Below are 17,781 nucleotides of genomic sequence, written 5' to 3'. Positions count from 1 at the left end.
TGGATTGAGTGAACGCCACATAAACCTGTGGGAGCGAGCCTGCTCGCGAAAGCGGAGTGTCAGCCAATCAAGATGTTGAAAGTGCCTACGCCTTCGCGAGCAGGCTCGCTCCCACAGTGGGTTGAGTGAGTCTGATAGATCACATGTGAGCAGATGTGGCTTTTATCTTTCGGAGGTATCCAGCAAACCGTGTGATAGAGGGGCATCAGTTTCGGCGGGAAGTATGAGTTTGCCCTTCATGGCGTCGATCTGTTCTACACGCGTCTTCTTCAAGGTGATTTTGCCTTGGCGTTCTTTGGCTATCGCATCAAGGCCATCCATCAACTCTGAAAAAATATCCCGTTTCATGGTTCGTGGATCTCCACTTGATAGGTGATGCTCAAATTTAACCGCAATTTCCTTGTGCAGAATGTCAGCCATTGCTCGCCGCTTTGCAGGCAAATTCCTAAAAAGGGGAGAGCGTTGTAAGTCAAAAAATCGCAGCCTTCGGCAGCTCCTACAGACCGCCCACCATCCCAATGTAGGAGCTGCCGAAGGCTGCGATCTTTTGACGTTAAATCCCACAAAAACAAAAACGGCACCCGAAGGTGCCGTTTTCATTTCTAGCCAGCCAAGCAATCAGCCCGCCAGACCCGCCTGCTGAACCAGGGTCAGCAATGGCTGCGGGTACACACCCAGGAAGAACGCGACCAGGGCGATGGCCAGCAGCATCACGCCGCCTGCCTTCTGTTCCCAGTGCAGCTGGGCGTCGTGGCGACGCAGGTTTGGCTCGATCAGGTACAGGGTGACCATCACGCGCAGGTAGTAGAACACGCCGATGGCGCTGCCCAGTACCAGCGAACCCACCAACCACCACTGATGCGATTCAACACCGGTAGCGATGATGTAGAACTTGCCGATGAAGCCAGCGGTCAGCGGGATACCAGCGAGGGACAGCATCATCACGGTGAGGACGGCGGTCAGGTACGGACGACGCCAGAACAGGCCGCGGTACTCGTACAGCGCGTCGGCGTCACGGCCGTTGTACGGCGAGGACATCAGGGTGATCACCCCGAACGCGCCGAGGCTGGTGATGACGTAGGTGACCAGGTAGACGCCGATGGCTTCCACCGCCAGACCCTTGCTCGCCACCAGTGCGATCAGCAGGTAGCCGAAGTGAGCGATGGACGAGTAACCGAGCAGACGCTTGAGGTTGCTCTGGGTCAGGGCCAGCAGGTTACCGAACAGGATCGAGGCGATGGCAATGACGGTCAGCACGTCGCTCAGTACGCCACTGCTCGCAGCAGGGGAGATCTGGAACAGACGCACCACCACCGCAAACACCGCAACCTTCGAAGCGGTCGCGAGGAACGCGGCCACCGGTGCCGGAGCACCTTCGTAAACGTCCGGCGTCCACAGGTGGAACGGTACCAGCGACAGCTTGAACGCCAGACCGATCAGCATCATGCCCAGACCCAGTTGTGCCAGCGAGCTAGGCAGGCCAGTCGCGGCCAGCGCCTGACCGATGCCAACGAAGCTCAGCGAACCCGAGTCGGCGTACAGCAGCGCCATACCGAACAACAGGAACGCAGAACCGGCGGCCGACAGCACCATGTACTTGATGCCGGCTTCCAGCGAACGCTTGTTGAAGAAGGCATAAGCCACCAGACCGTAAACCGGCACCGACAGCAGTTCCAGACCGATGAACAAGCCGGCCAGGTGCTGCGCGCTGACCAGAACCAGACCACCGGCGGCGGCCATCAGGATCAGCAGGTACAGTTCTTCACGGTTGCCCGGGTAACCCGAACCGCCATCGCCCAGATAGGCGTGGGCGAGGGTCACACAGGCGAGGGTGGCGACCAGGATCAGCGCCATGTACAGGCAAGCGAAGGTGTCGATCTGCAGCAATGGAGTCACGGCCAGAGGCGCGACTTTCAGGGCCGGCAGGATCGACAGCAAAGCCAGGTTCAGACCCGCCACCGAGATCAGGAAGGTCTGCGAGTGGTTGCGGCGCCAGGCGATTGCCAGCATCACCACGATAATGGTGAGGCTGGTGATCAACAGTGGCGCAAGCGCAATAAAGTGTTGAATCGTGAATTCCATAGCGCTCTTACCGGGCCGAAGCGAGTTGAGTGAAGGCGGTGCCGAGCCACTGCTGTACGCCATGCATCGTGGCGGCAGAAGTGTCGAGGAACGGTTGCGGGTAGACGCCGAGGTAAATCAGCAGCACCGCAAGGCCCAGCACCATGATCAGTTCGCGACCGTCCATGCCGTGCAGTACCGCGTCCGATTTCGACGGACCGAAGTAGGCACGGTGGATCATGATCAGCGAGTAGACCGAACCGAACACCAGACCGGAGGTGGCAATCGCGGTGACCCATGGCGCGCTGGCGAAGGAACCGATCAGGATCAGGAACTCGCCGACAAAGTTACCGGTACCCGGCAAGCCCAGCGACGCGGCGGCGAAGAACAGGCTGATGGCTGGCAGGTAAGCGATACGCGACCACAGACCGCCCATCTCACGCATGTCACGAGTGTGCAGGCGCTCGTACAACTGACCGCTGAGGATAAACAGTGCCGCCGCCGACAGACCGTGCGCCAGCATCTGGATCACCGCGCCTTGCAGCGCCAGTTGGCTGCCGGAGTAGATGCCGATCAACACGAAGCCCATGTGGGAAACGGAAGAGAAGGCGATCAGACGCTTGATGTCGGTTTGTGCGAAAGCGAGGAACGCACCGTAGAAGATCCCGATCAGACCGAGGGTCATGGCGATCGGCGCGAACTCGGCCGACGCATTAGGGAACAGCGGCAGGGCGAAACGCAGCAGACCGTAGGCAGCGGTTTTCAGCAAGATACCGGCGAGGTCGACGGAACCTGCAGTCGGCGCCTGGGCGTGGGCATCCGGCAGCCAGGAGTGGAACGGTACGACTGGCAGCTTGACCGCGAAGGCGATGAAGAAACCGAGCATCAGGATGTACTCGGTGGTCATCGACATCTTGGTTTTCAACAGGTCGGCGTAGTTGAAGGTAATCACGCCGGTGTTGTTGAAATTGACCAGCACCAGACCGAGGATCGCCACCAGCATGATCAGGCCGGAAGCCTGAGTGAAGATGAAGAACTTGGTCGCTGCGTAGATGCGGGTTTTCTTGCCGTCCGAAGAACTGTGACCCCAGAGCGCGATGAGGAAGTACATCGGCACCAGCATCATTTCCCAGAAGAAGAAGAACATGAACAGGTCGAGGGCGAGGAACACGCCGACCACGCCGCCCAGGATCCACATCAGGTTCAGGTGGAAGAAGCCAACGTGACGTTGAATCTCTTTCCACGAGCAGAGTACCGAGAGGATACCCAGCAGGCCGGTCAGCAGGATCATCAACAGCGACAGGCCGTCGAGGGCCAGGTGCACGTTGATGCCGAAGCGCTGGATCCAGACATGCTTGAACTCAAGCGCCCAGGTCGGATCGGCGCCGGGCGCCGGCGCAAATGAATAGTCACCGTGGGCCCACAGCCAGAGGCCGAGGGCGAGTTCCAGGGTCATGGTCAACAGCGCAATCCAGCGCGGGAGGGTAGCGCCGAAGCGCTCACCCATCCAGCACAGCAGGCCGCCGATGAAGGGGATCAGGATTAGCCAAGGCAGAATCATGACGGGCTCGTTTCCTTTCGCAAATTCGCAAGGTTCATATCAGACCGCTACCAGCACGATGGCGCCAATCACCAGCACGGCACCAGCAGCCATCGAAGCAGCGTACCAACGCAGTTGACCGGTCTCGGTGCGGCTCAGGGCAGTGTGACCACCCTTGGCCATACGCGGGATCAGACCGATGGTCTGGTCGAGCGGGTCTTTGCGCAGTACGTGGCTGATCGCCAGGTAAGGCTTGACGAACAGTTTGTCGTAGATCCAGTCGAAGCCCCAGGCAGCGAACCACCAGGCCGAAAGGAAACGGCCGATGCCGCTGTTGGCGATGGCCGTGACGAAGCGACGCTTGCCGAGGAACAGCAGCGCTGCCAGCAGGATACCGGCCAGGGCGATGGCGCCCGAAGCGATTTCCAGACTGTGCTTGGCTTCGCCACCGGCATGGCCAACGCTTTCTGGCAGAACGCCGTGCAGCGGCGGCACGATCATGGCACCGACGAAGGTCGACAGCACGATCAGCACCGACAGCGGCAGCCAGTGAGCGATGCCGTGACCGGCGTGGGCTTCAGTCTTGGCTTCACCGTGGAACGTGATGAAGATCAGGCGGAAGGTGTACAGCGAAGTCATGAACGCGCCGACCAGACCTGCGTAAAGCAGACCGTGGTTGCCGCTGGCGAACGCTTCCCAAAGGATTTCGTCCTTGGAGTAGAAGCCTGCGGTGACCAGTGGCAGAGCGGCCAGCGCAGCACCACCGACGATGAAGCTGGCGTAGGCCAGTGGCAGTTTTTTCCACAGACCGCCCATCTTGAAGATGTTCTGCTCGTGGTGGCAGGCAACGATCACCGCACCGGAAGCAAGGAACAGCAGGGCCTTGAAGAAGGCGTGGGTCATCAGGTGGAAAATCGCGCCATCCCATGCACCCACGCCCAGCGCCAGGAACATGTAGCCGATCTGGCTCATGGTCGAGTAGGCGAGGATACGTTTGATGTCGGTCTGTACCAGCGCGGCGAAACCGGCCAGTACCAGGGTCACGCCACCAACGATGCCCACCAGGTGCAGGATTTCCGGCGCCAGGGTGAACAGACCGTGGGTACGAGCGATCAGGTAGACACCGGCGGTCACCATCGTCGCGGCGTGGATCAGTGCCGAAACCGGAGTCGGGCCAGCCATCGCATCCGCGAGCCAGGTTTGCAGCGGCAGTTGTGCCGATTTACCGACCGCGCCACCCAGCAGCATCAGGGTCGCCAGGGTGATCCAGAAGTCGCCGACCTGGAATTTCTGCGGTGCCAGCACCAGCAGTTCCTGGATGTTCAGCGTGCCCACTTGCTGGAACAGGATGAACAGGCCGATGGCCATGAACACGTCGCCGATCCGGGTCACGATGAAGGCCTTGAGTGCGGCGTTACCGTTGTTGCGGTTGCTGTAGTAGAAACCGATCAACAGGTACGAGCACAGGCCCACGCCTTCCCAGCCGAAGTACAGGAACAACAGGTTATCGCCGAGCACCAGGAACAGCATGCTGGCGATAAACAGGTTGGTGTACGAGAAGAAGCGCGAGTAGCCCGCTTCGCCGCGCATGTACCAGGACGCGAACAGGTGGATCAGGAAACCCACACCCACCACCACGCCGAGCATGGTGATCGACAGGCCGTCGACGTACAGGGCGAAGTCAGGCTTGAAGCCTTCCACCGCCATCCACTGCCAAAGTACCAGGGTGTAGTGACCGCCTTCGGGTGGCGCGACGTTGAATTGCCAGATGACGTAGGCGGCGACAATCGCCGACAAGCCAATGGAACCAACGCCGACCAGCGCCGAGAGGTTTTCCGACCAGCGTCCACGGGAGAACGACAGCAGCAGGAAACCGATCAGAGGGAATACGAAAGTCAGAAAGATAAGATTCATCCGCGCATCTCACTGGCAGCGTCGATATCGAGCGTGTGGAAGCGGCGATACAGTTGCAGCAGGATCGCCAGACCAATACTGGCCTCGGCGGCTGCAAGGCTGATCACCAGGATGAACATGATCTGTCCATCCGGCTGCGCCCAGCGGGCGCCCGCCACGATGAAGGCCAGTGCAGAGGCGTTCATCATCACTTCCAGACTCATCAACACGAACAAAATGTTGCGGCGGACCATCAGGCCGACCAGACCAAGGCAGAACAGGATGCCGGCGACGGCCAATCCATGCTCGAGAGGGATAGCAGGCATGTCTTACTCCTTCGCCTCGTTACGGCCCAAATGGAACGCCGTGACGGCTGCGGCGAGCAGCAGCATCGAGGCGAGTTCGACCACCAGCAGATACGGACCGAACAGGCTGATGCCCACGGCTTTCGCGTCTACGGTGGTGTGGCCGATGGCCTGACCGCTCTGGTGAGCGAACAGCACATACAGCAATTCGGCCAGCAGCAGGGCGGCGAGAATCACCGGTCCTGCCCAGATGCCAGGCTTGAGCCAGGTGCGTTCCTGCTGAACCGAGGCCGGGCCCAGGTTCAGCATCATCACCACGAACACGAACAGCACCATGATGGCGCCGGCGTAGGCGATCACTTCCAGCACGCCGGCGAACGGCGCGCCGAGTGCGAAGAAGGTCATGGCCACGGCGATCAACGAGATGATCAGGTAGAGCAGGGCGTGCACGGGGTTGGTGTTGGTGACCACACGTAGCGTGGACACAACCGCGATACCCGATGCGAAATAGAAAGCGAATTCCATCGTTCTTCCTTAAGGCAGCAAGCTCTTCACGTTGATCGGTTCAGCTTCGTTCTGTGCGGAGCCTTTCGGCTTGCCAGCGATTGCCATACCTGCAACACGATAGAAGTTGTAATCAGGGTTTTTGCCGGGGCCGGAGATCAGCAGATCTTCTTTCTCGTACACCAGGTCCTGACGTTTGAACTCGGCCATCTCGAAATCCGGGGTCAGCTGGATTGCGGTGGTCGGACAGGCTTCCTCGCAGAGACCGCAGAAAATGCAGCGCGAGAAGTTGATACGGAAGAAGTCCGGGTACCAGCGACCGTCTTCGGTTTCAGCTTTCTGCAGCGAGATGCAACCCACCGGGCAAGCCACGGCGCACAGGTTGCAGGCTACGCAACGTTCTTCACCATCGGGGTCACGGGTCAGGACGATGCGACCACGGTAACGTGGCGGCAGGTAGACCGGTTCTTCCGGGTATTGCAGGGTGTCGCGCTTGCGAAAGCCATGGCCGAAGACCATGACCAGGCTGCGCAACTGGGTACCAGTACCCTTAACGATGTCGCCAATATATTTGAACATGGGTCAAATCCTCACTGAACCGCAACCGCAGGTGTGTTCCACAACACAACCGCAGCGGTTATCAGCAAATTGATCAGGGTCAGTGGCAGGCAGAATTTCCAGCTGAAATCCATCACCTGGTCATAACGCGGACGCGGAATGGATGCGCGCAGCAGGATGAACAGCATGATGAAGAACGCGGTCTTCAGTGCGAACCAGACGAAGGACAGTTGCGGCAGGATGCCGAACGGACCGTGCCAGCCACCGAAGAACAGGGTGACCAACAGCGCCGAGATCAGGATGATGCCGATGTATTCACCGACGAAGAACATGCCCCATTTCATACCGGCGTATTCAATGTGGTAACCGTCGGCCAGTTCCTGTTCCGCTTCCGGCTGGTCGAACGGGTGACGGTGAGTCACGGCCACGCCAGCAATGAAGAAGGTACAGAAGCCGAAGAACTGCGGAATGATGAACCACAGGTTCTGCGCCTGGTACTCGACGATGTCACGCATGTTGAACGAGCCGACCTGCACCACGATGCCCATCAGGGCCAGGCCCATGAACACTTCGTAGGACACGGTCTGCGCCGAGGCACGCAAGCTGCCGAGCAGAGCAAACTTGTTGTTACTCGACCAACCGGCGAACAACACCGCGTAGACCGACAGACCGGCCATGGCGAAGAAGAACAGCAGGCCGATGTTCAGATCCGCCACGCCCCAGGTCGGGGTGATCGGGATGATCGCAAAGGCGATCAGCAAGGCCGACATGGCCACCACCGGTGCCAAAGTGAAGATCACTTTGTCGGCAAACGGCGGGGTCCAGTCTTCCTTGAAGAACATCTTCAGCATGTCGGCGGCGATCTGGAACATACCGAACGGGCCAACGCGGTTCGGACCGTAACGGTCCTGCCACCAGCCCAGCAGGCGACGTTCGACAAAGCTGAGCAACGCGCCTGCGACCACAACGGCCAGCAGAATCACGATGGCTTTGATGACCGTCAGGATCACATCGATCACTTCAGGGGTGAACCAGGTCATTGCGCTGCCTCCTGCAGACCGTCGACGGACACGCCGGCGAATGCCGGTGGAATGCCGGCGATGCCCGCAGGCAAGGCCACCAGACCAGCGCCCAGTTCTTCATTGATGCGCAGCGGCAGACGCAGGGTCTGACCGGCGACGTTCAGGCTCAGCAGGGCACCGTCGTTGACGCCCAGACGATCCGCTTCGGATTTCGCCAGAGCCACGTACGGAGCCGGAATGCGCTCTTGCACCGGCGCAGCTTTCGACGAGTTCTCGTCGCTGCCGAACAGGTGGTAGAACGGCACAGCCTGCCAGGTGCCCGGCGCCGGATTGAATGCACGCGGCGCGGCAGCGAACCAGTTCAGCGAATCGCCGGTGCTTTCGATCAGGCGCGTGCCCGGATCGCCAGCACGCAGGTGACCACCGACTTCGTCCTGGAACTTGTTCCACGCTTGTGGCGAGTTCCAGCCCGGCGACCAGGCGAATGGCACTTGCTGACGCGGTTCAGCCGAACCCGAGTAACCTTCCATGGAGAAGGCGAACGCGGTGTCTTTGTCTTGCGGGGTACGCGGTTCGTGAACGCTGATGTCGGCGCGCATCGCGGTGCGACCGGAATAACGCAGCGGCTCACGCGCCAGTTTCAGACCCTTGATGCGGAATGCGGCCGATGGGGCTGCGTCGACGATGCGCGCCAGTTGCTCGGTGCTCGAAGCCACGGCAGCGGTGACGTGGTCGAGTTGCGTCCAGTCGATCGGCTGGTTCAGCAGAGTCGAACGCAGGGCGTGCAGCCAGCGCCAGCCTTCGTGAACCAGGATGCTCGCGTCCATGTATTGCGGGTCGAAAACCTGGAAGAAGCGCTGGGCGCGACCTTCCTGGCTGACCAGCGTACCGTCGCCTTCCGCGAAGCTCGCCGCTGGCAGAACCAGGTGCGCGCGGTCGGTGGTGGCAGTCTTCTGATGGTCGGCAACGATCACCACTTGCGCGGCGTTCAGGGCCGCATCGACCTTGGCTTTCGAGGTGCGGGTGTACAGGTCGTTTTCCAGCACGACGATGGCGTCGGCTTTACCGTCGATGACGGCTTGCAGCGCAGCATCCACCGACTCGCCACCGAGCATGGCCAGGCCGAGGCTGTTGGCTTCCGGCACGATCAGGCTGATCGAACCGTTCTTCTCGCGCAGCTTCAGGGCTTTGGCGATGTTCGCCGCCGCTTCGATCAGCGCTTTGGAGCCCAGCGAAGTACCGGCGATGATCAGCGGACGTTTGGCCGCGAGCAGGGCATCAGCAATGCGCTTGGCCAGTTCCAGTGCTTCAGCGTCCAGACCTTCAACGGCCGGGGCGCTGGCGTCCAGAGCGTGAGCCACGGCGAAACCGATGCGCGCCAGATCGTCCGGAGCTGCGTGCACGCATTCTTCGGCGATGTCGTCGAGCTTGGTTTCCGCCAGGCTGGCGATGAACAGCGGGTTCAGCGCGTGCTGACCGATGTTCTTCACCGCCGCGTCAAGCCAAGGCTGAACGCGCATGGCTTCGGCCATGTCTTCAGCTTTGCCTTTGACCGACTGACGCAGGGACAGGGCCATACGCGCAGCGGTCTGGGTCAAGTCTTCACCGAGGACGAAGATCGCGTCGTGGTCTTCGATGTCGCGCATGTTCGGCACTGGCAGCGGGCTGTCTTTCAGCACTTGCAGGACCAGACGGATGCGCTCCAGTTCGGAGGCTTCGATACCCGAGTAGAAGTGCTCGGCGCCGACCAGTTCGCGCAACGCGTAGTTGCTTTCGAGGCTGGCACGCGGCGAACCGATACCGACGATGTTGCGCCCGCGCAGCAGATCAGCAGCTTTATCCAGCGCGGCGTCGAGGCCCAGCTTGGTGCCGTCGGCCAGCAGCGGCTGACGTGGGCGGTCGGTGCGGTTGACGTAGCCATAACCGAAACGGCCACGGTCACACAGGAAGTACTGGTTCACCGAACCGTTGAAACGGTTTTCGATGCGACGCAGTTCGCCGTAACGTTCGCCCGGAGAGATGTTGCAGCCGCTCGAGCAGCCATGGCAGATGCTCGGCGAGAACTGCATGTCCCATTTGCGGTTGTAGCGCTCGGAGTGAGTCTTGTCGGTGAACACACCGGTCGGGCAGACCTCGGTGAGGTTGCCGGAGAACTCGCTTTCGAGGGTGCCGTCTTCAACGCGACCGAAGTACACGTTGTCGTGGGCGCCGAACACACCGAGGTCGGTGCCGCCGGCGTAATCCTTGTAGAAACGCACGCAGCGGTAGCAAGCGATGCAGCGGTTCATTTCGTGGGAAATGAACGGGCCCAGTTGCTGGTTCTGGTGAGTGCGTTTGGTGAAGCGATAACGGCGCTCGTTGTGGCCGGTCATCACCGTCATGTCTTGCAGGTGGCAGTGACCGCCTTCTTCGCACACAGGGCAGTCGTGCGGGTGGTTGGTCATCAGCCATTCGACAACACTGGCGCGGAACGCCTTGGATTCTTCATCGTCGATGGAGATCCAGGTGTTGTCGGTGGCCGGGGTCATGCAGGACATGACGATGCGACCACGGGTGTCGTTCTCGTCGGTGTACTGCTTGACCGCGCACTGGCGGCAAGCCCCGACGCTACCAAGCGCGGGGTGCCAGCAGAAATAAGGGATGTCGAGGCCCAGCGACAGACATGCCTGTAACAGGTTGTCTGCCCCGTCGACTTCGAGCGCTTTGCCGTCTACGTGGATAGTGGCCATGGTTCAAAGGTCTTCGTTGGCCCGGTGTCAGCGGGCGTGGCTAATGGAATCTTGTTATCCGTCCGAATCCAGTCAGCCCCGAAAGGCGTCATCGGACGAAAGGCGAAGGGCACGGACCCTTCGCCTTTTTAAGCGTTTACGCGCCGATTACGATCGGCCTTGCCAGAGGCGGGACGGCGGCGCTGACTGGCGCGATACCGGCTTCGAACTCTGGACGGAAGTATTTGATGGCACTGCCCAACGGTTCCACGGCACCCGGTGCGTGAGCACAGAAGGTCTTGCCCGGGCCGAGGAAGTTGACCAGACCCAGCAAGGTCTCGATGTCGCCTGGCTGACCACGGCCTTGTTCGATGGCCATCAGCAGCTTGACGCTCCATGGCAAGCCATCGCGGCACGGGGTGCAGAAACCGCACGACTCGCGCGCGAAGAACTGCTCCATGTTGCGCAGCAAGGAGACCATGTTGACGCTGTCGTCCACCGCCATAGCCAGGCCGGTACCCATACGGGTGCCCACTTTGGCGATGCCGCCAGCGTACATTTGTGCGTCGAGGTGTTCTGGCAGGAGGAAACCGGTACCGGCGCCACCTGGCTGCCAGGCCTTGAGTTTGAAACCGTCGCGCATGCCGCCGGCATAGTCTTCGAACAACTCGCGACCGGTGACGCCGAATGGCAGTTCCCACAAGCCCGGGTTTTTCACTTTGCCGGAGAAGCCCATGAGCTTGGTGCCCATGTCTTCACTGCCTTCGCGGGCCAACGATTTGTACCAGTCAACGCCGTCGGCAATGATCGCTGGCACGTTGCACAGGGTTTCGACGTTGTTCACGCAGGTCGGCTTGCCCCACACGCCAACGGCGGCAGGGAAGGGCGGCTTGGAGCGCGGGTTGGCGCGGCGGCCTTCGAGGGAGTTGATCAGTGCGGTTTCTTCACCGCAGATGTAGCGCCCGGCGCCGGTGTGGACGAACAACTCGAAATCGAAGCCGCTGCCCAGAATGTTTTTACCCAAAAGGCCCGCAGCCTTGGCTTCTTCCACGGCACGGTTGAGGTGCTTGGCGGCGGTGGTGTACTCGCCACGCAGGAAGATGTAGCCACGGTAGGTTTTCAGCGCGCGGGCACTGATCAGCATGCCTTCGATCAGCAGATGGGGCAGTTGCTCCATCAGCATGCGGTCTTTCCAGGTGTTCGGCTCCATTTCATCCGCGTTGCACAGCAGGTAGCGGATGTTGATGGATTCGTCCTTGGGCATCAGGCCCCACTTCACGCCAGTGGGGAAGCCTGCACCGCCGCGACCTTTGAGGCCGGCGTCTTTCACGGTCTGGACGATGGCGTCCTGATCCATGTCGGCGAAGGCTTTGCGCGCAGCAGCGTAACCGTTCTTGGCCTGGTATTCGTCGAGCCACACGGCTTCGCCGTCGTCACGCAGACGCCAGGTCAGCGGGTGAGTCTCGGCCGAACGCTGAATGCGGTTGGCAGGACCGAAAGATGTCAGGGTCATACGTAGCCCTCGAGCAGTTTGGCCACGCCAGCAGGCTGTACGTCGCCAAAGGTGTCGTCGTCGATCATCAGCGCCGGTGCCTTGTCGCAGTTGCCGAGGCAGCAGACAGGCAGCAGGGTGAAACGACCGTCGGCGGTGGTCTGACCCAGGCCGATGCCCAGATTGTTCTGGATTTCGCTGACCACCGACTCGTGGCCACCGATGTAGCAGACCATGCTGTCGCAGACGCGAATGATGTGACGGCCGACCGGCTGACGGAAGATCTGGCTGTAGAACGTCGCCACACCTTCAACGTCGCTGGCCGGGATGCCGAGGATCTCGCCGATCGCGTACAAGGCGCCATCCGGCACCCAGCCGCGTTCTTTCTGAACGATCTTCAGGGCTTCGATCGACGCCGCGCGCGGGTCTTCGTAGTGATGCAACTCGTGCTCGATGGCCGAGCGCTCGGTTTCACTCAGGGTGAAACGGTCTGTCTGGATAAGCGTGCTGTTCATGCTTAGCGGTCCACGTCGGCCATAACGAAGTCGATACTACCCAGGTACGCAATCAAGTCCGCGACCATGCTGCCTTTGATCACCGAAGGGATCTGTTGCAGGTGCGGGAAGCTCGGAGTACGGATCCGGGTACGGTAGCTCATGGTGCCGCCGTCGCTCGTCAGGTAATAACTGTTGATGCCCTTGGTCGCTTCGATCATCTGGAAGGATTCGTTGGCCGGCATGACCGGGCCCCACGAAACTTGCAGGAAGTGCGTGATCAGGGTTTCGATGTGCTGCAGCGTGCGCTCTTTTGGCGGCGGCGTGGTCAGCGGGTGATCCGCCTTGTACGGGCCTTCCGGCATGTTGCGCATGCACTGGTCGATGATCTTGATGCTCTGGCGCATCTCTTCGACGCGAACCATGCAGCGGTCGTAGGCATCGCCGTTGGCGGCCAGCGGTACTTCGAATTCGAAGTTCTCGTAGCCGGAGTACGGACGCGCTTTACGCAGGTCGAAATCGCAACCGGTCGAACGCAGGCCGGCACCGGTGACACCCCATTCCAGGGCTTCTTTGGTGTTGTACTGGGCGACGCCGATGGTACGACCCTTGAGGATGCTGTTCTGCAGGGCAGCCTTGGTGTATTCGTCGAGGCGTTTTGGCAGCCATTCAACGAAGTCTTTCACCAGTTTTTCCCAGCCGCGCGGCAGGTCGTGGGCGACGCCACCGATGCGGTACCAGGCCGGGTGCAGACGGAAACCGGTAATGGCTTCGATCACCGTGTACGCCTTCTGGCGGTCGGTGAAGGTGAAGAACACCGGAGTCATCGCACCAACGTCCTGGATGTAAGTCCCCAGGAACAGCAGGTGGCTGGTGATCCGGAAGAACTCGGCCATCATGATGCGGATAACGTCGACCTTCTCCGGCACCTTGATACCGGCCAGCTTCTCGACCGAGAGCACGTACGGCAGGTTGTTCATCACGCCGCCGAGGTAATCGATACGGTCGGTGTACGGGATGAAACTGTGCCACGACTGACGTTCGGCCATCTTCTCGGCACCACGGTGGTGGTAACCGATGTCCGGCACGCAGTCGACGATCTCTTCACCGTCCAGCTGCAGAATGATGCGGAAGGCACCGTGCGCGGAAGGGTGGTTCGGGCCGAGGTTGAGGAACATGTAGTCCTCGTTGGCACCGGAACGCTTCATGCCCCAGTCTTCAGGACGGAAGCGCGCGGCTTCTTCTTCAAGCTTCTGCTTGGCGAGGTTGAGGCTGAACGGATCGAATTCGGTGGCGCGCGCCGGGAAGTCCTTGCGCAGCGGGTGACCTTCCCAGGTTGGCGGCATCATGATGCGCGACAGGTGCGGGTGGCCTTTGAAGTCGATGCCGTACATGTCCCAGACTTCACGCTCGTACCAGTTGGCGTTCGGCCAGATGCTGGTGACGGTCGGCAAGCTCAGGTCGCTTTCGGACAAGGCGACTTTGATCATCACGTCACTATTACGCTCAAGCGACATGAGGTGATAGAACACGGTGAACTCGGCGTCCGATGGCAGCCCTTGACGCTTGGTGCGCAGACGCTCGTCCACGCCGTGCAGGTCATAGAGCATGACGTACGGCTTGGGCAGGTTGCGCAGGAAAGTCAGGACTTCAACGAGCCTGGCGCGCGCGACCCACAGTACCGGCATGCCGGTGCGGGTCGACTGAGCGGTGAACGCCTCGGCGCCAAAACGGTTGTTCAATTCGACGACCACATCCTGGTCGTCTGCCTTATAAGGCGGGATGTACAGAGCGCTGCCTGTAGTCATGGTTATTTTTTCGCTTTCGGTCAACGTAAAGAATGAAGCCAGCTTCTCGTTTCTTTTGTAAGAACAGATCTGGATCAGACTTCGTCAGGGCTGCGCAGGTTGGTGACTGCGATTCGCTGTTCGCGGCGCTGTTCCTTCTGCGAAGGCATGTCGGCGCGATAAACGCCTTGATCACCAACGACCCAGGAAAGCGGACGACGCTCCTGTCCAATCGATTCCTGCAACAGCATCAAGCCTTGCAGAAATGCTTCTGGACGGGGCGGGCAGCCAGGTACGTAGACGTCCACGGGCAGGAACTTGTCCACGCCTTGAACCACGGAGTAGATGTCGTACATGCCGCCGGAGTTGGCGCACGAACCCATGGAGATAACCCATTTCGGCTCGAGCATCTGCTCGTAGAGACGCTGGATGATCGGCGCCATCTTGATGAAGCAGGTACCGGCGATAACCATGAAGTCGGCCTGACGCGGCGATGCCCGGATCACTTCGGCGCCAAAGCGCGCGATGTCGTGGGGCGCCGTGAAGGCGGTGGTCATTTCCACGTAGCAGCACGACAGGCCGAAGTTGTACGGCCACAGGGAGTTCTTACGTCCCCAGTTGACCGCGCCACTCAGCACGTCTTCCAGCTTGCCCATGAAAATGTTTTTGTGAACTTGATCTTCTAACGGATCGGAAACGGTTTCCCGTTCGCCAATCGGATATTGCTCGTTAGGAGCATCGGGGTCGATCCTGGTGAGATTGTATTGCATTGCCAAAGCCTCATTGTTTCAGCTTCGCCTGCCGCTTGCGACGAGCTTCCGGAGCCCAGTCAAGGGCGCCCACTCGGAACAGGTAGACAAGACCTGCCAACAGAATTGCTATGAAAACGAGAGCTTCGACGAATCCGGTCCAGCCGCTTTCGCGGACGGACACAGACCATGCAAAGAGAAAGAGGGCTTCGATATCGAAGATCACGAAGAGCATCGCGACCAGATAGAATTTGGCTGAGAGCCGCAAGCGGGCGCCACCGGTAGGTAGCATGCCCGACTCGAACGGTTCGTTTTTGCTGCGGCCCCAGGCTTTTGACCCAAGGAGGCTGGAGACGCCAAGCATGAAGGCACACAGGCCGACGACACCCAGAAGGAAAATGGCAAAGCCCCAGTTGTGGGCCATGAGTCCTGTCGCTTCGGGCATGCTGGTAATCCTTAACAGAGAGCAAAGGTCTCTGAGCTTGATAAAGAAATAGGCAGTGACGATATGTCGCAGCAATCAATCGCGCTGATTTTATGGCTAAACACCCTGCAAGTAAAATTCCTATAGCGAAATTATTTATTGGAATAAGGACATAGCGCATCTCCAGTGCCCTGAAGCCCATGCGTTGCGGGCATTAGGCGGGTTTATGCAAATAATGTTTTGTAGAGAATGTAACGAACATAGTTGCGGCTAAATGATAATTGATATCGTTTGATGGGGTTTTGTAACTGTTTATCGGGATGTCAGTCGGGAAGTTGTCTTACTTGCACGTTACTGCAAGTAGCGACGGCGCCCGTTTTAGCGGATTTTTCTGACGGTTGTACCGCTCTGGATCAATGTTTTCTCCGAACGACACCGATCCCTGTAGGAGCTGCCGAAGGCTGCGATCTTTTGATCCTGCTTTTGATTCTGAAAAAACAAAGTCAAAAGATCGCAGCCTTCGGCAGCTCCTACAGGGGAGGGTATGTTTCCGGGCGCAAAAAAAACGCCCCGAACCAGTCGGGGCGTCAGTTTTGCGGCTCTGCGGTTAGCTTTCTATCCGATCCGCAAAGGCCGTTTGCTCAGCGAAGCCGAATCAGTGGAACTGTTCTTCTTCGGTCGAACCGGTCAGTGCAGTGACCGACGACGAGCCACCCTGAATCACAGTGGTCATGTCGTCGAAGTAGCCGGTGCCCACTTCCTGCTGGTGAGCCACGAAGGTGTAACCCTTGGCGGCGTCAGCGAATTCCTGCTCCTGCAGCTTCACGTAGGCAGTCATGTCGTTGCGGGCGTAGTCGTGCGCCAGGTTGAACATGCTGTGCCACATGTTGTGAATGCCGGCCAGGGTGATGAACTGGTGCTTGTAACCCATGGCGGACAGTTCGCGCTGGAACTTGGCGATGGTCGCGTCGTCGAGGTTTTTCTTCCAGTTGAAGGAAGGCGAGCAGTTGTACGACAGCAGTTGGTCCGGGTATTCCTTTTTGATCGCTTCAGCGAAGCGACGGGCTTCTTCCAGGTCCGGCTTGGCGGTTTCGCACCAGATCAGGTCGGCGTACGGCGCGTAAGCCAAGCCGCGGGCGATGGCTTGATCCAGGCCAGCGCGAACCTTGTAGAAACCTTCCTGAGTGCGCTCGCCAGTCACGAACGGCTGGTCGTACGGGTCGCAATCGGAAGTCAGCAGGTCAGCAGCGTTAGCGTCAGTACGAGCCAGAATGATGGTCGGAGTACCGGCAACGTCAGCCGCCAGACGCGCAGCGGTCAGCTTCTGTACGGCTTCCTGAGTAGGAACCAGTACTTTACCGCCCATGTGACCGCATTTTTTCACGGAAGCCAGTTGGTCTTCGAAGTGAACGCCGGCGGCGCCTGCTTCGATCATGCTCTTCATCAGCTCGTAGGCGTTCAGAACGCCGCCGAAACCGGCTTCAGCGTCAGCCACGATCGGCGCGAAGTAGTCGATGTAGCCGTCGTCGCCCGGGTTCTTGCCGGCTTTCCACTGGATCTGGTCAGCACGACGGAACGAGTTGTTGATGCGCTTGACCACGGTTGGAACCGAATCCACCGGGTACAGCGACTGGTCCGGGTACATGGATTCAGCGGAGTTGTTGTCCGCAGCCACTTGCCAGCCCGACAGGTAGATCGCCTGGATACCGGCTTTAACCTGCTGAACAGCCTGGCCGCCGGTCAGGGCGCCCATGCAGTTGACGAAATCTTTCTCAGGACGGAAGGAGGGCTTGGCACCCTGGGTGACCAGGTTCCACAGCTTCTCGGCGCCCATTTTTGCAAAGGTGTGCTCAGGTTGAACCGAGCCACGCAGACGGACGACGTCAGCAGCGGAGTAAGTGCGTGTCACGCCTTTCCAGCGCGGGTTTTCAGCCCAGTCTTTTTCGAGGGCTGCAATTTGCTGTTCGCGTGTCAGTGCCATGGAGATAAACCTCGTCGCGTCTTTATGAAAAGTTGTTCTGCGGTGGAAAATTCCTGCGCTCGCTGACCAGAAGCTTAGGTGCTCAAGTCGGATTCGGCGGGGTAGGCGACGGGATGAACGATGGGCTCGAGGGGAAGTGAGCAGGTAGTGGCGCACTGCAGGGCGCATTCGGGCGTCGTGGGCCTTTATACGGTCTACAGCGTGAAGCCGGGTTACCTAAATACGCTTCCGTCCCTCGGGACAACTTCGTTCCAGTCGGCAAC

The 17,781-nt window shown here is 59.7% G+C and carries 14 protein-coding genes and 1 pseudogene; all 15 read right to left on the bottom strand.

Translation table 11 applies throughout. From position 1 onward, the window contains the following. Positions 1–252 precede the first annotated feature (252 nt). Positions 253–348, bottom strand: a pseudogene (locus QZR14_RS20785) (transcriptional regulator); the annotation flags it as partial. Between the two features lie 270 nt (positions 349–618). Further along, entirely contained in the window at positions 619–2,082 is a 1,464-nt protein-coding gene (gene nuoN, locus QZR14_RS20780) for an NADH-quinone oxidoreductase subunit NuoN (protein WP_311997619.1), read from the bottom strand. Between the two features lie 7 nt (positions 2,083–2,089). Further along, positions 2,090–3,622 carry an NADH-quinone oxidoreductase subunit M gene (gene nuoM, locus QZR14_RS20775; protein WP_250608070.1) on the bottom strand — a complete coding sequence of 511 codons (1,533 nt, stop codon included), beginning with the start codon at positions 3,620–3,622 and terminating at the stop codon, positions 2,090–2,092. Between the two features lie 39 nt (positions 3,623–3,661). Further along, positions 3,662–5,515, bottom strand: a complete 1,854-nt coding sequence (gene nuoL / locus QZR14_RS20770; protein ID WP_250608072.1) for an NADH-quinone oxidoreductase subunit L — start codon at positions 5,513–5,515, stop codon at positions 3,662–3,664. Beyond that, complete coding sequence (nuoK, locus tag QZR14_RS20765; protein WP_003180046.1) at positions 5,512–5,820, bottom strand: NADH-quinone oxidoreductase subunit NuoK; 309 nt, start codon at positions 5,818–5,820, stop codon at positions 5,512–5,514. The genes nuoL and nuoK overlap by 4 nt, the downstream gene beginning before the upstream one ends. Before the next feature lie 3 nt (positions 5,821–5,823). Then, complete coding sequence (nuoJ, locus tag QZR14_RS20760; protein WP_007951462.1) at positions 5,824–6,324, bottom strand: NADH-quinone oxidoreductase subunit J; 501 nt, start codon at positions 6,322–6,324, stop codon at positions 5,824–5,826. A gap of 9 nt (positions 6,325–6,333) precedes the next feature. Further along, positions 6,334–6,882 carry an NADH-quinone oxidoreductase subunit NuoI gene (gene nuoI / locus QZR14_RS20755; RefSeq protein WP_003223795.1) on the bottom strand — a complete coding sequence of 183 codons (549 nt, stop codon included), beginning with the start codon at positions 6,880–6,882 and terminating at the stop codon, positions 6,334–6,336. Between the two features lie 11 nt (positions 6,883–6,893). Next, the gene (gene nuoH / locus QZR14_RS20750; RefSeq protein ID WP_007964859.1) at positions 6,894–7,901 is read right to left on the bottom strand and encodes an NADH-quinone oxidoreductase subunit NuoH; all 1,008 of its coding nucleotides are present in this window, start codon (positions 7,899–7,901) and stop codon (positions 6,894–6,896) included. Continuing rightward, entirely contained in the window at positions 7,898–10,612 is a 2,715-nt protein-coding gene (nuoG, locus tag QZR14_RS20745) for an NADH-quinone oxidoreductase subunit NuoG (protein ID WP_250608074.1), read from the bottom strand. The genes nuoH and nuoG overlap by 4 nt, the downstream gene beginning before the upstream one ends. A 136-nt stretch (positions 10,613–10,748) precedes the next feature. Then, positions 10,749–12,104: an NADH-quinone oxidoreductase subunit NuoF gene (gene nuoF, locus QZR14_RS20740; RefSeq protein WP_007920184.1), complete on the bottom strand. Its 1,356-nt coding sequence runs from the start codon at positions 12,102–12,104 to the stop codon at positions 10,749–10,751. Next, complete coding sequence (nuoE, locus tag QZR14_RS20735) at positions 12,101–12,598, bottom strand: NADH-quinone oxidoreductase subunit NuoE (RefSeq protein ID WP_003223804.1); 498 nt, start codon at positions 12,596–12,598, stop codon at positions 12,101–12,103. Before nuoE ends, nuoF begins: the two co-directional genes overlap by 4 nt. A 2-nt stretch (positions 12,599–12,600) precedes the next feature. Beyond that, positions 12,601–14,385, bottom strand: a complete 1,785-nt coding sequence (nuoC, locus tag QZR14_RS20730) for an NADH-quinone oxidoreductase subunit C/D (RefSeq protein WP_250608076.1) — start codon at positions 14,383–14,385, stop codon at positions 12,601–12,603. A gap of 74 nt (positions 14,386–14,459) precedes the next feature. Next, complete coding sequence (locus tag QZR14_RS20725) at positions 14,460–15,134, bottom strand: NuoB/complex I 20 kDa subunit family protein (RefSeq protein WP_003223809.1); 675 nt, start codon at positions 15,132–15,134, stop codon at positions 14,460–14,462. A 10-nt stretch (positions 15,135–15,144) separates the two neighbouring features. Next, positions 15,145–15,558 (bottom strand): NADH-quinone oxidoreductase subunit A, encoded by a 414-nt coding sequence (locus QZR14_RS20720; protein WP_003223812.1) that lies wholly within the window; start codon positions 15,556–15,558, stop codon positions 15,145–15,147. 634 nt (positions 15,559–16,192) lie between these two features. Further along, the gene (aceA, locus tag QZR14_RS20715) at positions 16,193–17,518 is read right to left on the bottom strand and encodes an isocitrate lyase (RefSeq protein WP_016775277.1); all 1,326 of its coding nucleotides are present in this window, start codon (positions 17,516–17,518) and stop codon (positions 16,193–16,195) included. Between the last annotated feature and the right edge of the window lie 263 nt (positions 17,519–17,781).

The sequence above is a fragment of the Pseudomonas sp. rhizo66 genome (assembly GCF_031931925.1).
Taxonomy (GTDB): Bacteria; Pseudomonadota; Gammaproteobacteria; order Pseudomonadales; family Pseudomonadaceae; genus Aquipseudomonas.
This window is presented reverse-complemented; position numbering and strand designations above follow the sequence as displayed.